This is a genomic window from Streptomyces sp. NPDC005784, assembly GCF_042871525.1.
GTDB lineage: Bacteria > Actinomycetota > Actinomycetes > Streptomycetales > Streptomycetaceae > Streptomyces.
Map to the genome: position 1 here is coordinate 94,064 of NZ_JBIAIQ010000017.1, position 19,204 is coordinate 113,267.

The 19,204-nt window shown below is 67.6% G+C and carries 18 protein-coding genes; 11 read left to right on the plus strand and 7 right to left on the minus strand.

Features of this window, described 5'->3' with window-relative positions:
* Positions 1-24 precede the first annotated feature (24 nt).
* A complete protein-coding gene (locus ACFYR3_RS25420; protein WP_389284791.1) occupies positions 25-1,500 on the plus strand; it encodes a beta-1,6-galactanase in 1,476 nt (491 codons plus the stop codon).
* Between the two features lie 162 nt (positions 1,501-1,662).
* Positions 1,663-2,676: an SEC-C domain-containing protein gene (locus tag ACFYR3_RS25425; protein WP_389284792.1), complete on the plus strand. Its 1,014-nt coding sequence runs from the start codon at positions 1,663-1,665 to the stop codon at positions 2,674-2,676.
* A 39-nt stretch (positions 2,677-2,715) separates the two neighbouring features.
* On the opposite strand, the gene ACFYR3_RS25430 is transcribed toward ACFYR3_RS25425, so the two are convergent.
* A complete protein-coding gene (locus ACFYR3_RS25430) occupies positions 2,716-3,828 on the minus strand; it encodes a YDG/SRA domain-containing protein (protein ID WP_355848963.1) in 1,113 nt (370 codons plus the stop codon).
* 201 nt (positions 3,829-4,029) lie between these two features.
* Between ACFYR3_RS25430 and ACFYR3_RS25435 the strand changes: the two genes are divergently transcribed.
* The gene (locus ACFYR3_RS25435; RefSeq protein ID WP_389284793.1) at positions 4,030-7,116 is read left to right on the plus strand and encodes a DUF3427 domain-containing protein; all 3,087 of its coding nucleotides are present in this window, start codon (positions 4,030-4,032) and stop codon (positions 7,114-7,116) included.
* A 168-nt stretch (positions 7,117-7,284) separates the two neighbouring features.
* Here the strand turns inward: ACFYR3_RS25435 and ACFYR3_RS25440 are convergent, their stop codons facing one another.
* Entirely contained in the window at positions 7,285-7,719 is a 435-nt protein-coding gene (locus ACFYR3_RS25440; protein ID WP_389284794.1) for an ATP-binding protein, read from the minus strand.
* Between the two features lie 258 nt (positions 7,720-7,977).
* On the opposite strand from ACFYR3_RS25440, the gene ACFYR3_RS25445 reads away from it, so the two are divergent.
* From ACFYR3_RS25445 to ACFYR3_RS25470, 6 genes are all read left to right on the plus strand, one after another.
* Positions 7,978-8,823, plus strand: coding sequence for a helix-turn-helix transcriptional regulator (locus ACFYR3_RS25445; protein WP_355848958.1), 846 nt, complete (start codon positions 7,978-7,980; stop codon positions 8,821-8,823).
* The gene (locus ACFYR3_RS25450) at positions 8,823-9,029 is read left to right on the plus strand and encodes a DUF397 domain-containing protein (protein ID WP_389284795.1); all 207 of its coding nucleotides are present in this window, start codon (positions 8,823-8,825) and stop codon (positions 9,027-9,029) included. Before ACFYR3_RS25445 ends, ACFYR3_RS25450 begins: the two co-directional genes overlap by 1 nt.
* A 113-nt stretch (positions 9,030-9,142) precedes the next feature.
* Positions 9,143-9,445, plus strand: a complete 303-nt coding sequence (locus ACFYR3_RS25455; RefSeq protein WP_355848952.1) for a hypothetical protein — start codon at positions 9,143-9,145, stop codon at positions 9,443-9,445.
* A gap of 235 nt (positions 9,446-9,680) precedes the next feature.
* Positions 9,681-10,529: a hypothetical protein gene (locus ACFYR3_RS25460; protein ID WP_389284796.1), complete on the plus strand. Its 849-nt coding sequence runs from the start codon at positions 9,681-9,683 to the stop codon at positions 10,527-10,529.
* A gap of 207 nt (positions 10,530-10,736) precedes the next feature.
* Entirely contained in the window at positions 10,737-11,411 is a 675-nt protein-coding gene (locus ACFYR3_RS25465; protein WP_356781010.1) for a response regulator transcription factor, read from the plus strand.
* Positions 11,408-12,763: a sensor histidine kinase gene (locus ACFYR3_RS25470; RefSeq protein ID WP_389284797.1), complete on the plus strand. Its 1,356-nt coding sequence runs from the start codon at positions 11,408-11,410 to the stop codon at positions 12,761-12,763. The genes ACFYR3_RS25465 and ACFYR3_RS25470 overlap by 4 nt, the downstream gene beginning before the upstream one ends.
* A gap of 29 nt (positions 12,764-12,792) precedes the next feature.
* Here the strand turns inward: ACFYR3_RS25470 and ACFYR3_RS25475 are convergent, their stop codons facing one another.
* Complete coding sequence (locus ACFYR3_RS25475; protein WP_355848940.1) at positions 12,793-13,770, minus strand: helix-turn-helix domain-containing protein; 978 nt, start codon at positions 13,768-13,770, stop codon at positions 12,793-12,795.
* Between the two features lie 271 nt (positions 13,771-14,041).
* Between ACFYR3_RS25475 and ACFYR3_RS25480 the strand changes: the two genes are divergently transcribed.
* The gene (locus ACFYR3_RS25480; protein ID WP_355848937.1) at positions 14,042-14,587 is read left to right on the plus strand and encodes a DUF2269 family protein; all 546 of its coding nucleotides are present in this window, start codon (positions 14,042-14,044) and stop codon (positions 14,585-14,587) included.
* Between the two features lie 139 nt (positions 14,588-14,726).
* Here the strand turns inward: ACFYR3_RS25480 and ACFYR3_RS25485 are convergent, their stop codons facing one another.
* A complete protein-coding gene (locus tag ACFYR3_RS25485; protein WP_355848935.1) occupies positions 14,727-15,188 on the minus strand; it encodes a MarR family transcriptional regulator in 462 nt (153 codons plus the stop codon).
* A 210-nt stretch (positions 15,189-15,398) separates the two neighbouring features.
* Between ACFYR3_RS25485 and ACFYR3_RS25490 the strand changes: the two genes are divergently transcribed.
* Positions 15,399-16,241 (plus strand): zinc-binding alcohol dehydrogenase family protein, encoded by an 843-nt coding sequence (locus tag ACFYR3_RS25490; RefSeq protein WP_389284819.1) that lies wholly within the window; start codon positions 15,399-15,401, stop codon positions 16,239-16,241.
* Between the two features lie 69 nt (positions 16,242-16,310).
* Here the strand turns inward: ACFYR3_RS25490 and ACFYR3_RS25495 are convergent, their stop codons facing one another.
* The 3 genes from ACFYR3_RS25495 to ACFYR3_RS25505 form a co-directional block, all read right to left on the minus strand.
* Positions 16,311-16,685 carry a VOC family protein gene (locus ACFYR3_RS25495; RefSeq protein WP_389284798.1) on the minus strand — a complete coding sequence of 125 codons (375 nt, stop codon included), beginning with the start codon at positions 16,683-16,685 and terminating at the stop codon, positions 16,311-16,313.
* Positions 16,686-16,801: 116 nt separating this feature from the next.
* On the minus strand, positions 16,802-17,275 hold the full coding sequence (locus ACFYR3_RS25500) for a hypothetical protein (protein ID WP_355848926.1): 474 nt from the start codon (positions 17,273-17,275) through the stop codon (positions 16,802-16,804).
* A 389-nt stretch (positions 17,276-17,664) separates the two neighbouring features.
* Positions 17,665-19,188 carry an MFS transporter gene (locus tag ACFYR3_RS25505; RefSeq protein ID WP_355848923.1) on the minus strand — a complete coding sequence of 508 codons (1,524 nt, stop codon included), beginning with the start codon at positions 19,186-19,188 and terminating at the stop codon, positions 17,665-17,667.
* Between the last annotated feature and the right edge of the window lie 16 nt (positions 19,189-19,204).

The following is a 19,204-nucleotide window of genomic DNA, read 5'->3' on the forward strand; positions in this document are numbered from 1 at the left end:
CTGAGACGGACGGAGAAGCCAGCCATGATCCGACGCAGAACACTTCTGGCCGCCGCGGGCGGTACGGTCCTCGGCGGCGCCCTGGCGACGGGCACCGCCCGCGCGGACGCGACGATCGCCGTCAACCCCGCCACGACGTACGGGAAATGGGAGGGGTGGGGCACCTCACTGGCGTGGTGGGCCAATGTCTTCGGCGCCCGCGACGACTTCGCCGACCTCTTCTTCACCACCAAGTCGACGACGTACAACGGCGCTTCGCGCCCAGGCCTGGGACTGACCATCGCCCGCTACAACCTCGGCGCGTGCAGCTGGAACTCCGTGGGCGGCGAGACCATGACCGCCTCCGCCAACATCCCCTCCTTCAAGCAGATCGAGGGCTACTGGCAGGACTGGAACAACGAGGACCCGACGTCGTCGGCCTGGAAGTGGACGGCGGACGCCACCCAGCGTGCGGCCCTCACCAAGGCGACGGCGCGCGGCGCGACGAGCGAGCTGTTCGCCAACTCCCCGATGTGGTGGATGTGCTCGAACCACAACCCGTCGGGCGCGTCCGGCGGCGGCAACAACCTCCAGTCCTGGAACTACCGCCAGCACGCCTCCCACCTCGCGGCGGTCGCCTTCTACGCGAAGACGAACTGGGGCGTGAACTTCGCCACCGTGGAGGCGTTCAACGAGCCCTCCTCCAGTTGGTGGACGTCCACCGGCTCCCAGGAGGGCTGCCACATGGACGCGTCCGTCCAGTCGGCCGTACTTCCCTATCTGCGCAGCGAGTTGAACGCCCGGGGCCTGACGTCCACCAAGATCTCCGCGTCGGACGAGACGAGCTACGACCTGGCCCGTACGACGTGGGGCTCCTTCAGCTCGACGACCAAGGGCCTGGTCAACCGGGTCAACGTGCACGGCTACCAGGGTTCGGGCGGCCGCCGGGACCTTCTCTACACGGATGCCGTGACGTCCTCCGGCAAGGCGCTCTGGAACTCCGAGTACGGCGACGGGGACGGCACCGGCCTCACCCTGGCGAGCAACCTCCTCCTCGACTTCCGCTGGCTGCACCCGACCGCCTGGGTCTACTGGCAGGTGATGGACCCGACGGCGGGCTGGGGCATGGTCAAGTACGACGCGAGCACCCTGACGGCCGGCGCGGTCGAGACGAAGCTCTATGTGATGGCCCAGTTCAGCCGCCACATCCGCCCGGGAATGACGATCGTGGACACGGGCGTCGACTACGCGGCGGCGGCGTACGACGCGACGGCCAAGCGTCTGGTGATCGTCGCGGCGAACAAGGCGACGTCCGCCCAGACCCTGACCTTCGACCTCTCCCGCTTCAGCACGGTCTCCGGCGGCACGGGCGGCCTGGTCCCCCGCTGGAACACCCTGACATCCGGCGGCGGCGACCTCTACACGTCCCACTCGGACACCTACCTCAGCGGCAAGTCCCTCGCGGTGCCGTTCGCGGCCGGGGCGGTACAGACGCTGCAGGTGGATGGAGTGGTGGCGTGAGACGGCCCTGAGGGGCGCGGCGGCTCGTGCCGCCGCGCCCGTCGGCCGACCGGGCGCTCGGCGGACGCGACCGCGCGTCCCGGAATATGCCGTCGGGGACTCCCGCGTCTCTGGCCTGCAGGTCTCTCTCCTTGGCGGCCCGACGGCAGTACGGTGTCCCCCATGCGCCCCGACACGCCTGCCGAGAACGTCGACCACACCGCCGAAGCGGCTCGCCTGGAGCGGACCGCCGGCCTGTATCCGGAGGACGCCGAGCACCTGCTCCTGCAGGCCGCGGCCCACCTCGAACTGTCCGGCGACCGCCCCGGCGCCACCACTCTCTACGACCGACTGCTCGCCTCGGGCACTCCCCTGGAGAAGCCGTATCTGGTACGCGCCCTCAAGGCGTCGAACCTGTGGGAGTACGACCACGAGGCCGAGGCCCGCGCGATCATCGACGGGGTCAGGGCCGCGGCCCCCCGCGACCCGGCCCCCTGGGTGATCGTGGCGGAGGCCCTGGAGTCGCACGACGAACTGGAAGCGGCGCAGGACACGTTCACGCAGGGAACGGTCCTGCTCCTGACGGACGTACCGGAGCCCCCGTACTCCACGCTCCCGCTCCTCGTCGGCCGCCACCGCGTGCGCCGCATGCTGGGCGCGGCCCACGACGAGTGGGACGCCCTGGCCGACACCCTGCACTCGTCCCCGATCTCCCTGGACGAACTCCACGACCCGAAGCGGGTCTGGTCCCTGGGCTCGGACAACCCGGCGGAACTCCAGGCCGAGATCAGCCGCCTCCAGGCCGAACTGAGCGCCTACCGCGAGGCGCTCTCCCGCCCGTTCCCGGTGGCGGTCCTGCACTGGTCGGCCCCCGAACTCGCGGAACTGACCGCCTCGTACCCGGACCTCACCACCGAGTACCCCTCCCACGAGGAGCACCTCGCGACGATAGAGGCATCCCTGCGCGAACTGGCCACCTCCGGCACCCCGAACCTCGGCATCGTCACCGCCACAGTCCCGTCCTACGAGGCCTTCGCCGCCTCGGAGGCCGCATCCCCGTCGGACACGATCCTGCTCCCCCAGTACGCGACGACCCTGGCGGCCAGGGGGCTGGCTGTGGCTTGGCCGCCGCAGAGGGGGAGCGCGTGCTGGTGTGGGTCGGGGGCGGCTTATGGGGAGTGCCACGGGGCGGAGTAACCAATCAAGCCCGAACGTTCCTGATGGCAGGCCCCAGCCCTACTCCTGGCTGGGGCCAAACATCCCTAGCCAGTGCTTGCGGTGATAACGGATGTAGTCCAGGTGCACCTTGTGCTGCTTCCTCATCCTGAGCTTCGGCAGAACGTTCCCGCCGAGGGCCCCAGCCCGCACAATGATCGACCAGTCGTCTTCGATCACGATGGCCCCGATATCAAGTCGCACATGGCAGTTGGGGCAGAGGCACAGAACGTTGGGTTCCACATCGGGGCCGCAGTGAGGTGTGCCAAGTGGTCGAAGATGGGCACCCTCGCTGTACGGCCGGCCATCGGGGCCAATCAACCGCAGGCCACACATCTGGCACTCGCCGTCGTGGAGATCTTTGACGTTTCTGGACACGGCAGCATCACGCACTAGGCGCTGGATTCGCGCAGTACGGCTCGTCGGAAACTTCTCTCCCTGCGGCGCCCCATGCTCCACATCTCCGTCAGCGTTGTCCTCCTCAACGTAACCGTCAGCCGGATCCAGTTCGTCTTGCGGCAGCACCTCCAGCTCTTCGTGCTGGTCCAGCAGCTCTGCGATGTGTTGCTCAACCGAGGTCGGGTCCTGGAGTCCATCAGGGAGACGTTTCAGGCCAAACTGGCAGATGTCGATGGGCGCGCCATCCGGTGCCGGCCACTTCGACAAGGCCGTGCGAATTTCGACGATCTGATATAGACCGTCATACCTATAGCAATCAATCGGGGAGTATCGAGGGTCCCCCTTCCAGCCGCGAATGACACGAATTGGATGCTTTCGCTCGTAACTACGCTTCAAAGCAGCATTGTCTTGATATGCCCACGATTGGCTATGTAAGAGCTTCGGTATGCCGCCATCCTTGTACTTCTCGCTATCGGGCGAGGCACCCGTGTACCGAACCCAGCCCCAATCGTCCCGATCATCGTCGTAGCCCCCCTGCAGGACGATGGCGTCGGCAACATCACTGCCGTCCTCATCAGGAAGCCATGAGATCCCCCTCATCGTGTCGCGGTGAAGGTTGTTCCGCTTCACCTCCTTCCGCCGATGAAACTCCGCGCCGGGGGCGATGCCTTCTATGTGGCCGATTCTTCGCACTCTCACCCGGACAGCCTGGATCGGATCGATCACTTCCGTCACTTAGATAACGCGAGTTGACCGATTCGCGACCATCCGACGATCGCCTTACCCCTGTGGACGGCCGGATCGGCGTCCACCTGTCAGTGGCCCCTGTTACAACTAGTCACAGCCGCATCAGCGATCAGGGGGACTAGCGTGACTCAGCCAGGGGATCTGTCGCAGCCTGTCGCGGGTGTGTACGAAGAGCTCATCACTCGGCGCATGCAAGCGCAGATGGACGAGTTGGATGCGGCTGGCTGGAGGGCCATCGGTGCCGATGTCAGCGAGGAGTCCTCCCCCCATGTGATCGCTCGGCACCTCAGTCAGGCCATAGGGCGTCGGCTCGCCCAAGTGCCCCACGACCAACGCGTGGCTGTCGCGAACCAGATCATCAAATCGCTCGCTTCCGACACCACTTCCGCGGGGGTCAGCGACGGCGACAGCGTTGAGCTCATCGCGGACGGCCCTCGTCAACTCTTGGCTCTGGCCGAGCAGGAGGCTCCTGGCGTTTACGCCGTGCGACCTCTGACGCCGCTCTCCGAGACTGCACTGATCACTAACTCACCAGAGGACCCCAGTCTCGGAACCGAGCTGCGCGCTGAACTAGCCACGGCAGACAGCATCGACCTGCTCTGCGCCTTCGTGAAGTGGTACGGCCTGCGCGTGCTGGAAGACTCGCTCCGCGCCGCAAGAGCGCGAAACGTTCGTATCCGGGTCATCACAACCACGTACATCGGAGCAACCGATCGACATGCCCTTGACCGCCTAGTGCGCGACTTCGGTGCCGAGGTGAAGGTCAACTACGAGATTCGCTCGACCCGATTGCATGCGAAGGCATGGCTCTTCCGACGTAAGAGCGGCTTCGATACGGCGTACGTCGGTAGCTCGAACCTGTCCAAGGCCGCATTGCTCGATGGCTTGGAGTGGAACGTACGACTGTCATCGGTTGCAACTCCCGCCGTACTCAACAAGTTTCAGGCGACCTTCGATGCGTACTGGAATGACATCGCCTTCGAGTCGTACGACCCAGACGCCGACGGGGAGCGGCTCGATCGCGCCCTGTCACAGGCGAGCGGCACAAGCAGTCAAGGTGATCTGAAGATCAACCTGTCGGGACTTGAGGTGCGCCCCTTCCCGCACCAGCGAGACATGCTCGAACGTCTCCGTGTGGAGCGCGAAATCCATGACTGCAACCACAATCTGCTGGTCGCTGCCACTGGAACGGGCAAGACAGTCATGGCAGCACTGGACTATCGAGCGCTAGGCAAGGAGCACGATGGCGGCGTTCCCAGGCTGTTGTTCGTGGCGCACCGCAAGGAAATCCTCAAACAGTCCCTTCGCACGTACCAAGAAGTCCTCGATGACGCATCGTTTGGCGAGCTGCTTCACAGCGGTCAGGATCCTCAGCACTGGCAGCACGTGTTTGCCAGTGTCCAGTCGTTGAACGTCAAGCGGCTGGAGCAGCTTGCACCCGATCACTTCGACATCATCGTCATCGACGAGTTCCACCACGCCACGGCGAACACCTACCGGCGAGTCATTGACCACTTCAAGCCGAAGCAACTACTGGGTCTCACCGCTACGCCAGAGCGGATGGACGGGCTCAATGTGCAGGACGAGTTCTTCGAGGGACGCATCGCAGCCGAGATGCGGCTGTGGGAAGCCCTAGAGAACGATCTGCTCTGCCCCTTCCACTACTTCGGCATTCCGGATGGTACGGACCTCACGACCATCGGATGGAAGCAAGGCGCGTACGCGGATCGAGACCTTGGAAACTTGTACACCGGCAACCACGCCCGCGCACGCATCGTGGTCAAACAGATTCAGGACAAGGTCTCCCAGCCCGGGGCGATGCGCGCGCTTGGCTTCTGTGTAAGCAAGGCTCACGCACACTTCATGGCCGACTTCTTCCAGAAGGCTGGCTTCCAGGCCTCAGCACTCGACAGTGATTCGCCGGCCAGCGTGCGTGCACAGACTCTCTCCGACTTGCGGAGCGGCAAGCTCCAAGTGATCTTCTCCGTCGATCTCTTCAACGAAGGTCTGGACATCCCAGACGTCGATACGCTGCTGCTCCTGCGCCCCACGAATAGCGCCACGATCTTCCTCCAGCAGCTAGGCCGAGGCCTCCGTCGCACTGAGGCGAAGCCCGTCCTCACCGTCTTGGACTTCATCGGCCAGCACCGCGCGGAGTTCCGCTTCGAGGAACAGTTCCGGGCCATGACGAACCTCTCGCGCAACCGACTCGTCGAACACATCGAGCACGACTTTCCGCAGCTTCCCTCCGGTTGCCAGATCATCTTGGAGGGCAAGTCCAAGGATCTCGTCCTTGACAACATCCGCACTCAGCTGGGCGCCACCGTCAAGACGCTGATGAAGGAAGCGAAGGACTACGGCACGCCTCGCCTCGCTGACTACCTTCGTGAGAGCCGACGCGAGATCAAGGAACTCTACAAGAACGACAACTCGTGGACGACGATTCTCCGCAGGTCAGGCTTGCTGAACGAAGCAGTTCCGTCAGGAGAAGCAGAGCTTCTCAAGCGCGTCCACGCATTCCTGCATGTCGATGACCCCGACCGCGCCCGCGCATACCTTCGTCTCCTCGCGGACGATGCTCCGTCCTACGCATCACTCACCCAGACCGAGCAAGCGTATGCCCACATGCTCTTCTTCAACGTCTGGGACAACGCCGGCGGCTTCACCAGCATCCGAGAGGGGCTCGAATCCCTGCGGGATCAGCGAGCGTTCCGCGACGAGCTCCGGCAGGTGCTGTCGTACGCCATGGACCAGTGCGACCACTTTCCCATCACACTGTCGGACCCGCACAGCGGCATCCCGCTTAAGGTTCACAGCTCGTATAACCGATCAGAGATCCTTGCTGCTCTAGGTGTTGCGCGCCTCGGTGGCCAGATGCCCCGGACCTTCGCGCAGGGCGTCCAATGGGTGGAGGACGCCAAAACGGACGCTTTGTTGATCACCTTGGAGAAGAACGAGAAGGACTTCTCTCCCACCGTTCGATACAAGGACTACGCACTGAGCCCGACGCTCTTCCACTGGGAGTCACAGAGCACGACGGCTGCAACGTCGCGCACGGGCCTGCGGTATCAGCATCACGTGCAGGAAGGCAGCCATGTCCTTTTGTTCATGCGCCGCTACAAGAACACCGACATCGGGAAGTCTCAGCCCTGGATGTTGCTGGGACCAGCAACATACGAGAAGCACACCGGCAGCAAGCCGATGGCCATCACTTGGCGTCTCCAACATGAGCTCCCCGCCGATGTGTGGACGTACTCGGCCATTGCTTCGGGGTGAGATTCATTCCTCGCCCCTGGCCAACTCGGCTTCGAAGTGCAACTGTGCACGATCCAGCGCCTCGTCAACGTCACAGCCGTGCGCTTGGAGCCAGTGGAGGAGGTCGGCGATGACGTCGATGGCCGCTACTTCCGCGCCTAACGTGCTCGGGGCCGTAACCCAGGACGGCTACGTCGCACCGTAGACACCGAGCATCGCTCCGGCTCTTGCGACACGGGCGCCCCGACTATGGCCGTCGGATGAGCTCAGCTGGGTGGACAGCTCGCACCACGTGGTTTTTCGGTCCGGGTAGAGCAGCACACCCCAGCGGTCCGCGACGGCGTCGACGAGCGCCATACCCCGCCCGCTTTCGGAATCGGCTCCCGCCTCGACAAGAGTTGGCAAGGCGCGAGCGTCTGGGTCATGAACCTCGATACGCAGACGCGTGCCGTTCATCGAGACCGCGAGCGTGGCCGGGGTGCCCGAGCCGACATGAGTGATGACGTTGGAGACGAGCTCGGTGACACACAGCTGAGCCGCTTCGCTGACCTCGTACAGGCCCCACAGCCCCAGGTGAAGCCGCACGATCCGACGCAGGGCCGGCACCTCTCTGGGTTCCGCCACGAAGGGAATGTCCCAAGGCTTCCTTGGCACACAGCCCGTGCACTCCATACCCCACTCCTGCCATCACCGGCCAGCTCGCCCTCTGCGATTGACTCATCACCGAGAGTTGCATTGGAACTCTCAAAATGGAACTCTCATTTCTGGATTCAGGTGGCGGCTGGGAGCGCGGTCGTGCTCGCGCGCCCCGGCGTACGCGACCTTGCCGCCGCCATGAAGCAGCCATCACGATCTGAGGGATCCATACGGAGGGCCGTACACATGGCAGTTGGACCCACCACGCGCAGACGTCAGCTCGGCGCCGACCTGCGACGTCTGCGAGAACATAACGGGCTGACCCTAGAAGAGGCGGGCGCACGCGTCGGGATCTCCAAGGCGACGCTCAGCCGCTACGAGACCAAAGAGGGGTCGGTCAAGTGGCCGGCCGTAGATGCTCTTTGCCGGGAGTACGGCACTACTGACGACGAGCGTCTCGCCCTCGTCGAGCTCGCCAAGGGCGCCAAGATTCAAGGCTGGTGGCGATCCCTCGCCGATCCCATTCCCGAGTCCATGAACCTGATGCTCACACTTGAGGACGAGGTGGTGCGCGAGGATCACTACGCCTGTATGTACATCCCCGGTTTGCTTCAAACGCGGAGCTACGCCGAGGCGGTCCACCGCGCTTCGGAGATGCAGTGTCCAGAGAGGGAGGTGCAGCACATGGTCGACATCCGCATGAAGCGACAGGAACTTCTGCACCGAGATGAACCCCCGCACATCTGGTGCGTAATCGACGAAGCGGCGATCCGTCGCAGCGTCGGCGGACGCGAGGTCATGCACGAGCAGCTTCAGCATCTTCTGACCATCTCGGAGCAACCCCACATCACCATCCAGGCGTTGCCGTTCTCAACAGGGGCTCATGCAGCAGCAGTTGGTAGCTTCGCGGTCCTACGTGGCCCGACCCCTGAGCTAGACGTGGTGTACGTAGACGTCCTGGGCGGTGGCCTGTTCATGGAGAAGCCGCAAGAACTGGAGCGCTATAGGTTGGCGTTCCAGTACCTATGCGCGCAGGCACTCGATCTGGAGTCCTCGGCAGCGCTCATCGGCCGCATAAGCAAGGAGTCGTAATGCGTGCACCGCTGGCGCCCCTCTGGTTCAAGTCCTCCTACAGCGGCGGTAGCGGCACCGAATGCGTCGAGTGCGCCCACACGGACAAGGGCACGCTGATTCGCGATTCCAAGAGATCCGCGGGCCCGATCATCACAGTCCACCCCCTGACTTGGCAGGCCTTCATACGCCGCCTCCCCGAAGGAGCAGGGCAACAGAGGCAGTGAACCGCTCGAGCGGATGTCACTCAGAGGCCGGCAAAGTTGACAGTGGTCCACTCAACCCTGTGCCCGCGTTAGCCTCGATCCGTTCGGAACGACCCTGTGAGCAGGAGGCAGTGATGGCGAAGGTACCGGCCGCGGTGGTGGCCGCCGGAGGGCTCGTCGGTGGGTACGGCGTTGCCCGTTGGAGCAAGAAGCGGCAGCTGGGCGGGGTCGTGCTCGCCGGTGCCGGGGCCGTCGCCGCGCGGCAGTGGAAGCAGCAGGCCGGCGGAAAGGCCGCCGGGGCGCTGACCGCCGCCTACGTCGCCGCCTTCGCCGGGTCGCATCCGCTGGCCAAGAAGGTGGGCGCCTGGCCCGCCGTCCTCGGCGTCGCTGGTGCCGTGGCCCTCGCCTCCTGGGCCGTCGCCGACCGGCACGCCTGAACGGCGAGCGGCCGGCCCCGAGAGCACCAGGGCGGCAACCGCAGTACCGGAGTCGAGGAGCACCTCGCGGCCGAACCTCCTCGGCCCCAGCGGACGGTCTCTAAGGCCGGCCTAAGGTTTCGTGAGAGTTCCCTTGAGTTCCGCCTGGTCTTCTCGGTCGTGGGTGACGGCAGCCGCCGGACCGCCCGCGAGCGCGAAGGAGAGACGTATGCCAGGTACGCCAGGTATTCCACGTATGAAGAGCAAGGCACGGTGGACGGCCGTGATCGCCGCGGCCACCGTGGCGATCTGTCTGACCGGGTCGGCAGCCGCGTCCTCGAACCCGTCGCCAGGTGGAAAGCCGACCACGTCCACGTCGGTCGACGGGGCGAAGTCCGCCAAAGCCAAGGCGGTCGCGGCCGCCAAGGCGAACGGCAAGGACCACGGCAAGGACCACGGCAAGGGCCAGCCTGTGGAGGATCAGGCGTGGCTCGTGGAGGCCTTCGCGAAGGGGATCGCCGCTCGGCTCGGGGTGAGCCCGGCGTCTGCGCGGCAGGCGGTCAAGGAGCTGTTCGCGCTGGCGGACCGGCACGGCGGTGTCGACCCGCGGAGCCCGGAGTTCGCGGCCATCGCGAAGCGGCTCGGCGTCACCCCCGGACAGTTCGAGAAGGCACTGTCCGCGACCAAGCAGGCCATCGGGAAGCAGGCCCCCGGAAAGCCCGGCGAGGGGAAGGGGAAGGGGAAGGGGAACGGCAAGGACACGGGCAACGACAACGGCAAGGGCAGCGGCAAGGACAGCGGCAAGGACAAGGGCAAGCCCGGGCGCGACAAGCCTGTCATCAAGCACCAAGGGCCGGACCGCCCCGGCGATGTACGGAGCGTTGCCCTGGGTGTCGCCCATCGGCTGGGAGTGAGCACCGCCTCCGCGGAGCGAGCGGTCAAGGATCTGTTCGCGCTCTCCGACCGGCCGGGTGGTGTCGACGCGGGAAGCGCGGAGTTCGCGGCCATCGCCAAGCGGCTCGGCGTCACTCCGGGACAGTTCGAGAAGGCACTGTCGGCAACCAAGCAGGCCGCGATCGCCAAGGAACAGTCCCTGAAGGGCTGATCCGGCAGCGTGACCATCGGTCCGGCTGATCCGGCAGCGGTGACGGTCGGTCCGGCTGATCCAGCGGCGTGACGGTCGGTCCGGCGACCCCGGGCCGACCACCCTTGTCCCTGTTACCCACCCTTTTGCTTGCCCTGTCCGTCCCCGCCTCCGGACAGCCGTCACCCCCCTATCCACCCCCGACCCCCGAACAGGACGATGACCCCCATGCGTGTGCTGGTGGTGGACGACGACGACGCGGTGCGCCTCGCGCTCTCCCGGGCTCTGGTCCGGGACGGCCACGAGGTGGCGGAGGCGAGCGACGGAACAGCGGCTCTGGCGGCGCTCGGCGGCAGTCGGCCCGACGCCGTCATCCTCGACGTGCTCATGCCGGAGCCCAATGGCCTGGAGGTGTGCCGCCGCATCCGGGCCCGGGGCGACCGCGTGCCGATCCTCATGCTGACCGCCCGGGACCTGGTCGAGGACCGGGTCGCCGGGCTGGACGCGGGCGCCGACGACTACCTGGTCAAGCCGTTCGCCCTGGACGAGTTGCGGGCACGGATCCGTGCCCTGCTGCGGCGCAGCGGCGCGTCCCAGGAGGAAGTCGTCCGCTTCGCCGACCTGGAACTGGACGTGGCGGCCTGCCGGGCCCGGCGCGGCGGGCGGACGCTGGAACTCACCCGCACCGAGTACGCGCTCCTGGAGCTGTTCCTGCGCAACCCGCAGCGCGTGCTCAGCCGTTCACTCATCTTCGAAGCGGTCTGGGGCTACGACTTCGGGCCCTCCTCCAACGCGCTCTGGGTCTACGTCAGTTATCTGCGCGCGAAACTGGAGGCGGGCGGCGAACCCCGGCTGCTCCAGACCGTGCGCGGACTCGGCTACGTACTGCGGGAGGAGCCGTGACCCTGGGCAACCGGGTGGCACTGGCCGGCGGCGCCGTGGTCTTCGCGGCACTCCTGCTGGCGTCACTGATCATCTATCCGTCGCTCAGCGCCGGCCTGCACCACCAGCACGATTCCGTACTGATCACCGCCGCGGACAAGGACGCCTCCAAGCTGCTGGCGGGGTTCAAGACCAAGATGCAGGCGTTGGAGCGGGAAGGCACGCCTCTGACGGCGCCGACCTCGCCGGTCACCGTCGGCTCCACACAGCTTCAGTTCATCGTCCCGCCGGTCGCCTCCGGTACCGAAGGCGACTTCATCCCCGTCACCGCGAAGGATGTCCAGGTCGCCCGGGGCGCGGCGCCGGCCTACTTCCAGGACGCCACGTTCAAGGGGGTGAACTACCGGGTCTACACAGCGCCGTTGGCCGGCTGGAACGGCGCGCTCGTCCGCGCGTTGATACCGCAGTCCGTGGTCGACTCCACCCTCGGCCCGCTCGCCGTCATGCTGATCGTGATCACGGCCTGCGGCACCCTGCTGGCCGTCCTCGGCGCGCGGCTCGTGGCCGGCCGGGTGCTCCGCCCCGTACGGCGGCTCACCGAGACGGTCGAGCACATCACGGCCACCCAGGACCTCACCGCCCGGATCGACGTACGGGGACGCGACGAGATCGCCCGGCTGGCAGGCTCCTTCGCCGCGATGATGACGGCCGTGGAGGAGTCGGTACGAGCGCAGCGGCAGCTGGTCGCCGACGCCTCGCACGAGCTGCGCACCCCGCTGACCAGCATCACCACAAATCTGGAGCTGCTCAGCGAAGGCCCCGGCGTGGCCGATCCGCAGGCCCCCGCGCTGGTCGAACAGGCCCGCACCCAGGCCGAGGAGCTCAGGTCCCTGGTCAACAACCTGGTGGAACTGGCCCGGTTCGGGCAGCAGGACGCCCACACCGAGGACACCCGCCTCGACCTGCTCACCGAGCGGGTGGTGGCCCGGACCGCCCGGCGCAGCCCGCAGGTGGCGCTGCGCACCGATCTCTCCGCGTGCATGGTGCACGCCGACCCCGACGCACTGGAGCGCGCCGTGGGCAACCTCGTCGACAACGCCGTCAAGTGGAGCCCGGCGGGAGGTCAGGTCCTGGTCGCGGTGTTTCCCGACGGTACGGTCACGGTCACCGACGAGGGCCCAGGCATCCCCTCGGCCGACCTGCCCTTCGTCTTCGACCGCTTCTACCGTTCGCCGACCGCCCGATCCCTTCCCGGGTCCGGCCTCGGGCTCGCGATCGTCAAGCAGGTCGCGGAGACCCACGGCGGCACCGTGGCCACCGAACCGCTGGACCGGGGTCTGCGCATGAGACTCTCCCTCCCGGCCGCGCCCTGACCCCGCGACCGGCAAGGCCTCGGCGGCCCTCAGAGAACGCCCTCCCCCGCCCGCTCCCCGACCCCCCGAAACGCCCGCCGGTACGCGTACGGGCTCGTCCCCACCACCCGCTTGAAGCGCTCCCGGAATGCCGTCGGCGAGCCGAACCCCGCCTGGGTGGCGATGCGTTCGACCGGGTACGTGGTCGTCTCCAGGAGGTACTGGGCGCGTCGCACCCGGGCGCGGTGCAGCCACTGGAGCGGTGACGTGCCGGTCTGTTCGCGGAAGCGGCGGTTGAGGGTGCGGGTGCTCATACCGGCGTGGCCGGCGATGTCCTCCAGGGTCAGCTCCCGGTCCGCGTTCTCCTCCAGCCAGTCGAGGAGCGGCTCCATGGTCGCGCCCGCCGGTACGGGTGGCTGGGTGTGGACGATGAACTGGGCCTGGCCGCCCTCCCGTTCGAGGGGCATGACGGACAGCCGGGCGGCGTCCGCGGCGACCGCCGAGCCGTGGTCCTTGCGGATCATGTGCAGGCACATGTCGAGGGCCGCCGCCGCGCCCGCCGAGGTGAGGAACTGGCCGTTGTCGACGTAGAGCACGTTCGGGTCGACGGTCACCGCCGGGTACCTGGCCGCCAGTTCCCGGGCAGCGACCCAGTGCGTGGTCGCGCGCAGTCCGTCCAGGAGGCCGGTGGCGGCTAGGACGAAGGCGCCGACGCAGACCGAGGCGATCCGGGTGCCGTTCGCGGCCGCCGCGCGCAGCGCCTCCACGACGCCCGGCGGGAGGGGGGCGGACGGGTCGGCGACGCCGGGCAGGACGATCGTGTCCGCCTCTGCCAGCGCCTCCAGACCGTACGGGGCGCGCAGTGTGAAGGCGCCCGCGCTCACCTCCGTGTCCGCCGTGAGCGAGCACACCCGGGTCCGGTACGCCGGTCGGCCGTCGGGCAGCCGGGCCCAGCCGAAGGTGTCGATCGGGGCGGAGAGATCGAACGGGATGACCTGGTCGAGTGCCAGTACGGCCACGGTGTGCATGGCCAGAGCGTAGGCATACGCCGGATTCCCGTCATGTGGCCGGAGGCGGCCTTGCGGCCGCAAGTGGCCGGCAGCGGTCGACAGCGGTCGACAGCGGTCGACAGCGGTCGACAGCGGTCGACAGCGGTCGACAGCGGTCGACAGCGGTCGACAGCGGTCGGCGGGATCCTGACCCCGGGCGGGACCAGCAGTGAGGTGCTGGCCGGAATCCGTTGGCCCCTGGCAGAAGTGCCACTTCTCCAAGATCCGCCCCGGCCTCTACCGTCACCCCGTGACCAAGTTCCTCCTCGCCGTCCATGTCATCGCCGCGATCGTCGCCATCGGGCCCGTCACGGTCGCCGCGAGCATGTTCCCGCCGGCCGCGCGCAAGATGCTCGAAGCGCCGGACGACGCGGGCGCGCTCGCCACCACGCGGCTGCTGCACCGCATCTGCCAGGTGTACGCCGTGGCGGGCGTCGTCGTCCCCGTCTTCGGGTTCGCCACGGCGAGCGACATGGGCGTGCTCGGCGACACGTGGCTGATCGTCTCGATCGCGCTGACCGCGCTCGCGGCCGTGGTCCTCGCCGCACTGGTGCTGCCCCGGCAGAGCGCGATCCTGGAGGGCGCCGTCCAGGCCGGGGCGGCGCGGGAAAGCACCCTCCATGCGGGAGCGGTCCGGGAAGGCGCGGTCCAGGAGGAAGAGGAAGTTGTCCCGGTGGGAGCGGTGGACCGTACTGCGACCGTACGGCTCGCGATGTTCACCGGGATCTTCAACTTGTTGTGGGCCACCGTCACCGTCCTGATGATCATCCGGCCGGGCTCCACCACGGGGGCCTAGCTGTATTGCCCTGTGAGGTTGGGGACGCGACCGCCCCGAGGCCTTCGCTCGCCCGCCGGGACCACCCGGGCCCGGTGGTCGGCTCCGCCAGGGCCTGATCACGTCAACCTTGAGCCGGCGACGCACCGTGGCAGCGGGCTCAGGCGGTGGGCGGGGCTGCCGCGTGGCGCGTCTGCTGGATCAGGACGGTGGTGGCGCGTTCCAGGAGTTCGCAGAGTGCGGTGTGTTCGGAGGGCGTGAATGCGTCAGTGAGCGCGCGCTCAAGGATGATCACCTCCTGGTAGGCGCGGTCCAGCAGCGCCTGGCCCTCAGCCGTGAGGGTGGCGATCTGCACCTTGGCGTGCACGGGGGACGTCTCGCGACGGATGAGTTCCTTGTTCTCCATATTGGTCAGCACGCTGCTCATGCTCTGCTGCGTCACCCCGCAGGAGCGGGCCAGTTGGGCGCCGGACATGCCACCTTCGCGCGAGATGACCAACAGCACGGTGTACTGCGTCATGGTCAGCCCGTAGGCGCGCAGTACCGCCTCGTGGTGCGCCATCAACGCCTGCTCCGACCGCCTGATCCGGGTGCAGAGGTCGTTCTCGATCGGGATTTCCACCGCACACCCTCACTCCATTGACAGGTTCATGGGTTGACTCAGGAACCTTATATACATAGCGTTCTCGACTGTAAGGATACTGAGTCAACGCAGGAGGCTGTAACCGTGAAGGCTGTCGTTCTCGACACCGATGACCGCTACCGGGTCGCCGAACTCGATGAGCCCACCCCCGGCCCCGGGCAAGTGGCGATCCGTGTGGCCTAGGCCGGGATCCAGTGGGGCGACACGATGGTCAGGGACGGCCACTTCGCGGTACCTCGTCCCTTCGTCCCCGGGTTCGAGGCGGCCGGGCACGTCGTCGCGGTCGGCGCGGGTGTCGACGCACGCCGTGTCGGTACGCCCGTCACCGCGCTGACCGCCTCGGGCGCCTACGCCGAGGTGGTCCTGGCACCCGACCCGCTCACGTTCGACATCGGCGGTATGCCGCTGAGGACAGCCGCGGGTCTCGGATGGGGCGCACCGACCGCCTACGACCTGATCAACACCGCCCCACGCGTGCGGCCCGGCGAGCACGTGCTGATCCACGCCGCCGCCGGCTCGGTGGGCACGCTCGCGGCCCAGTTCGCCCGACTGGCCGGAGCAGGCCGGATCGTCGGTGTGGTCGGCACTGCCGACAGGGCCGACTACGCCGCGCGGTTCGGGTACGACCGGCTTCTGCTTCGCAAGGAGTTCCCGGCCAACCTCGGCGACGAGAAGCCCGACGTCGTCCTCGACCCGGTCGGCGGCTCGACGCGCACCACCGGCCTCGAACAGCTCGCACCACACGGCCGGCTGGTGGCGTACGGCAACCTCGCCACGTACGAACCCGTCCGCGCCGACACCAACGACCTCCTCATGCACGGCAAGTCACTGCTGACCTACAACAGCAACCTGCTCAGCCGGACCCACCCCGAGCGGCTCGCCGACAGTGCCCGCCGCGCACTCGGCCTCGTCGCCGACGGCAAGGTCCGCATGGACATCACTGCCGAGTACGCCCTCGGGGACCTGGCCATGGCCGTGCAGCACCTCGCCGAGGGCACAACCCATGGCAAGAGCATCCTCCGCATCGCCTGACCACACGCAGAAGGCGCCGACCAGGAGGCGGCTCGCACGACGAACGCCGCCAGGACGTTCCGGCGCACCTCACCCCAGTACGCCCTCACACCGATGTCCCAGCACATTCACCACCCGCCCGTTCGGATCCCGTACGAAGAACCGTCGTACACCCCACTCCTCGTCACGCAACTCCCGCAGGATCTCGGCACCCGACGTGATCACCCGCGCGTACACGGCGTCGACGTCCTCGACCTCCACGCTCAGGTCGGGGACGACGGGGGCGGTGTGTTCCTCGGTGAGGAAGCTGATCTGCGCGGTGGGGTTGGACGGGGACGCGAGGGTCATGACCCAGCCCTGGTTCATGACCTCCTCGAAGCCGAGCAGGCCGTAGAAGTCCCGGTTCGTCGCCATGTCCTTCTCGGAGCCGATCCGGATGTCGGGGACGATCCTGCGGACGGTCATGGGCCTGCCTCCTCACGGCCCACGGAGGGTGAGCCGGTGTCTCGTCGTGGACCGGGGCTGTTCTCGTCACGGACCGTGGGACCCACCTCTGTCGGGAACGGTGAACCGGCGGCGGTTCAGCCTCGGCCGGCCAGGGCCCACTCCTCTTCCATGGCGTCCGCCAAGTCTGCCCTGAACTGCCGTGTCACCGCGGCCACGACGAGCACGACGGCGGCTCCGAGCAGGGTGACGGCCGCCCACGTCAGCGGCCACACGTCGGCGAAGCCGTCCGGAGCGGCGGGATGGGTCCGCAGCGACACATAGAGCAGGGTCGCCGGAGGCGCCGCGACCAGGAGCAACGGCCAGGCCAGCGCGTCCCGGAGGCCGAAGTGGACGGCCAGGAGCACCAGGACCGCGGCGAGGGCGAGGACGCCCGTTCCGGTCACCGGGGTGGTCTCCACGGTCGAGCCGGGCGTCTCGGGGCGGTTGCGCAGATCCCAGGGGAGGCAGAGGAGGTACGCCGCGCAGGACAGGGCGGCGCCGAGCACGCGCGTCAGCCAGCGTTCCGGCCAGGGGCGCGTTCGCAGAGGGCGGAGCAGCTTCTCGGTCATGCGTAGGAGAATTCCGCGCCCGGCGGGGGCGCGACAGAGTACGCGTACTCAGAACGACCCACTCTGAAGGGCCACTTGGAACCCCGAGGGCCCGCGAAGGAAAGCGCTCGGCACCCGACGGAACCCGCCTGGCGCCGGACGGAAAGAGCCCGGCGCCGGACGGAAAGTGCCCGGCACCCGACGGAACACGTCCAGCACCCGACGGAAAGAGCCCGGCGCCCGACGGAAAGCCTGGCGCCGGACGGAGAGTGCCCGGCGCCCGACGGAACACGTCCAGCACCGGACGGAAAGCGCGCGGCGCCGGACGGAAGGGCCCGGCGCCCGACGGAAGGGGCGCGGCGCGGGAGAGAAGGAGCCCGGCGCCGGACGGAGGAGCCCGGCGTCGCAACTCACGTCGCTCGTGCGGGCGGTGCCGATGCCGACGCGTCGGTTTCGGCGGGTGCCGTCGACAGCGGCGCGGCGATGTCCTCCAGGGAGCGGCGCTCGGCGTTGACCGCGAGGAACACGGCGACCAGGCCCGCGGCGCACATCAGGCCGGCGCCGATCTGGAACGCGAGCACCGTGTCGCCGACGACGCCGGACTTGGTGAGGTCGGCGAAGACCAGCGGCCCGCTGATACCGCCGGCGGCGGTGCCGATGGCGTAGAAGAAGGCGATGGCCATCGCGCGCGTCTCCATCGGGAAGATCTCGGAGACGGTCAGGTAGGCGCTGGAGGCGCCCGCCGACGCGAAGAAGAGGACCACGCACCAACAGGCCGTCATCGTCACCGCGTTCAGTGAGCCCTGGTCGAAGAGCCACGCCGTGACGAAGAGCAGCAGGCCCGAGATCAGATAGGTCGAGGAGATCATCACCCGGCGGCCGACGGTGTCGAAGAGCTTGCCGAGCAGCAGCGGGCCGAGGAAGTTGCCGGCCGCGATGACGGCGAAGTAGTAGCCCGTGCCGCCCGTGGGCACGTCGAAGAACGTGGTGAGGATGGAGCCGAAGCCGAACGTGATCGCGTTGTAGAGGAAGGCCTGGCCGATGAAGAGGGCGAGGCCGAGCACGGCCCGTTTCGGGTAGTGCCCGAAGACGGTCCTGGCGATCACGCCGAAGCCGATGCTCCTGCGCTGCTTGATGGTGATCTCGCCCTCGGGCGGCGTCAGCGGCTCACCCTTCTCCTCTTCGATCTCCCTTTCGACGGAGGTGACCAGTCCCTCCGCGGCCTCACCGCGGCCGTGGATGAACTGCCACCGCGGGCTCTCCGGCACATGCCGCCTGACCAGCAGGACCACCAGGCCGAGGACCACACCGAGGCCGAACGTGAGCCGCCAGCCGAGGTCCTTGGGGAAGATGTCCGTGTTCAGCATGACGATCGACAGCAGCGCGCCGCCGATCGCGCCGAGCCAGTAACTGCCGTTGATGATCAGGTCGACACGGCCGCGGAACCTGGCGGGGATGAGTTCGTCGATCGCCGAGTTGATGGCCGCGTACTCACCGCCGATGCCGAAGCCGGTGAGGAAGCGGAAGGTGAAGAACCACCAGGCGTCGAAGGACAGCCCGGTCAGCGCCGTCGCCGAGAGGTAGACGACGAGGGTAACCATGAAGAGCTTCTTGCGGCCGTACCGGTCCGTCAGCCAGCCGAAGAACAGGGCGCCCGCGCAGGCGCCCGCCACATAGAGCGCCGCCGCGATACCGGTGACCTGCGCCGCGGAGATCGTGAGACCGCTGCCCTCCTCGGAGAGCCGGCCCGCGATGTTGCCGACGGTGGTGACCTCCAGACCGTCCAGGATCCAGACGGTTCCGAGACCGATCACGATCATCCAGTGCCAGCGGGACCACGGCAGCCGGTCCAGACGGGCCGGAACGTTCGTGGTGACCGTGCCGGTGGCGGCGGGGGTCGAGGCCGGCGAGTCCGGCGAGGCTGGGGCGGTCATTTGGGCTCCCTCTCCT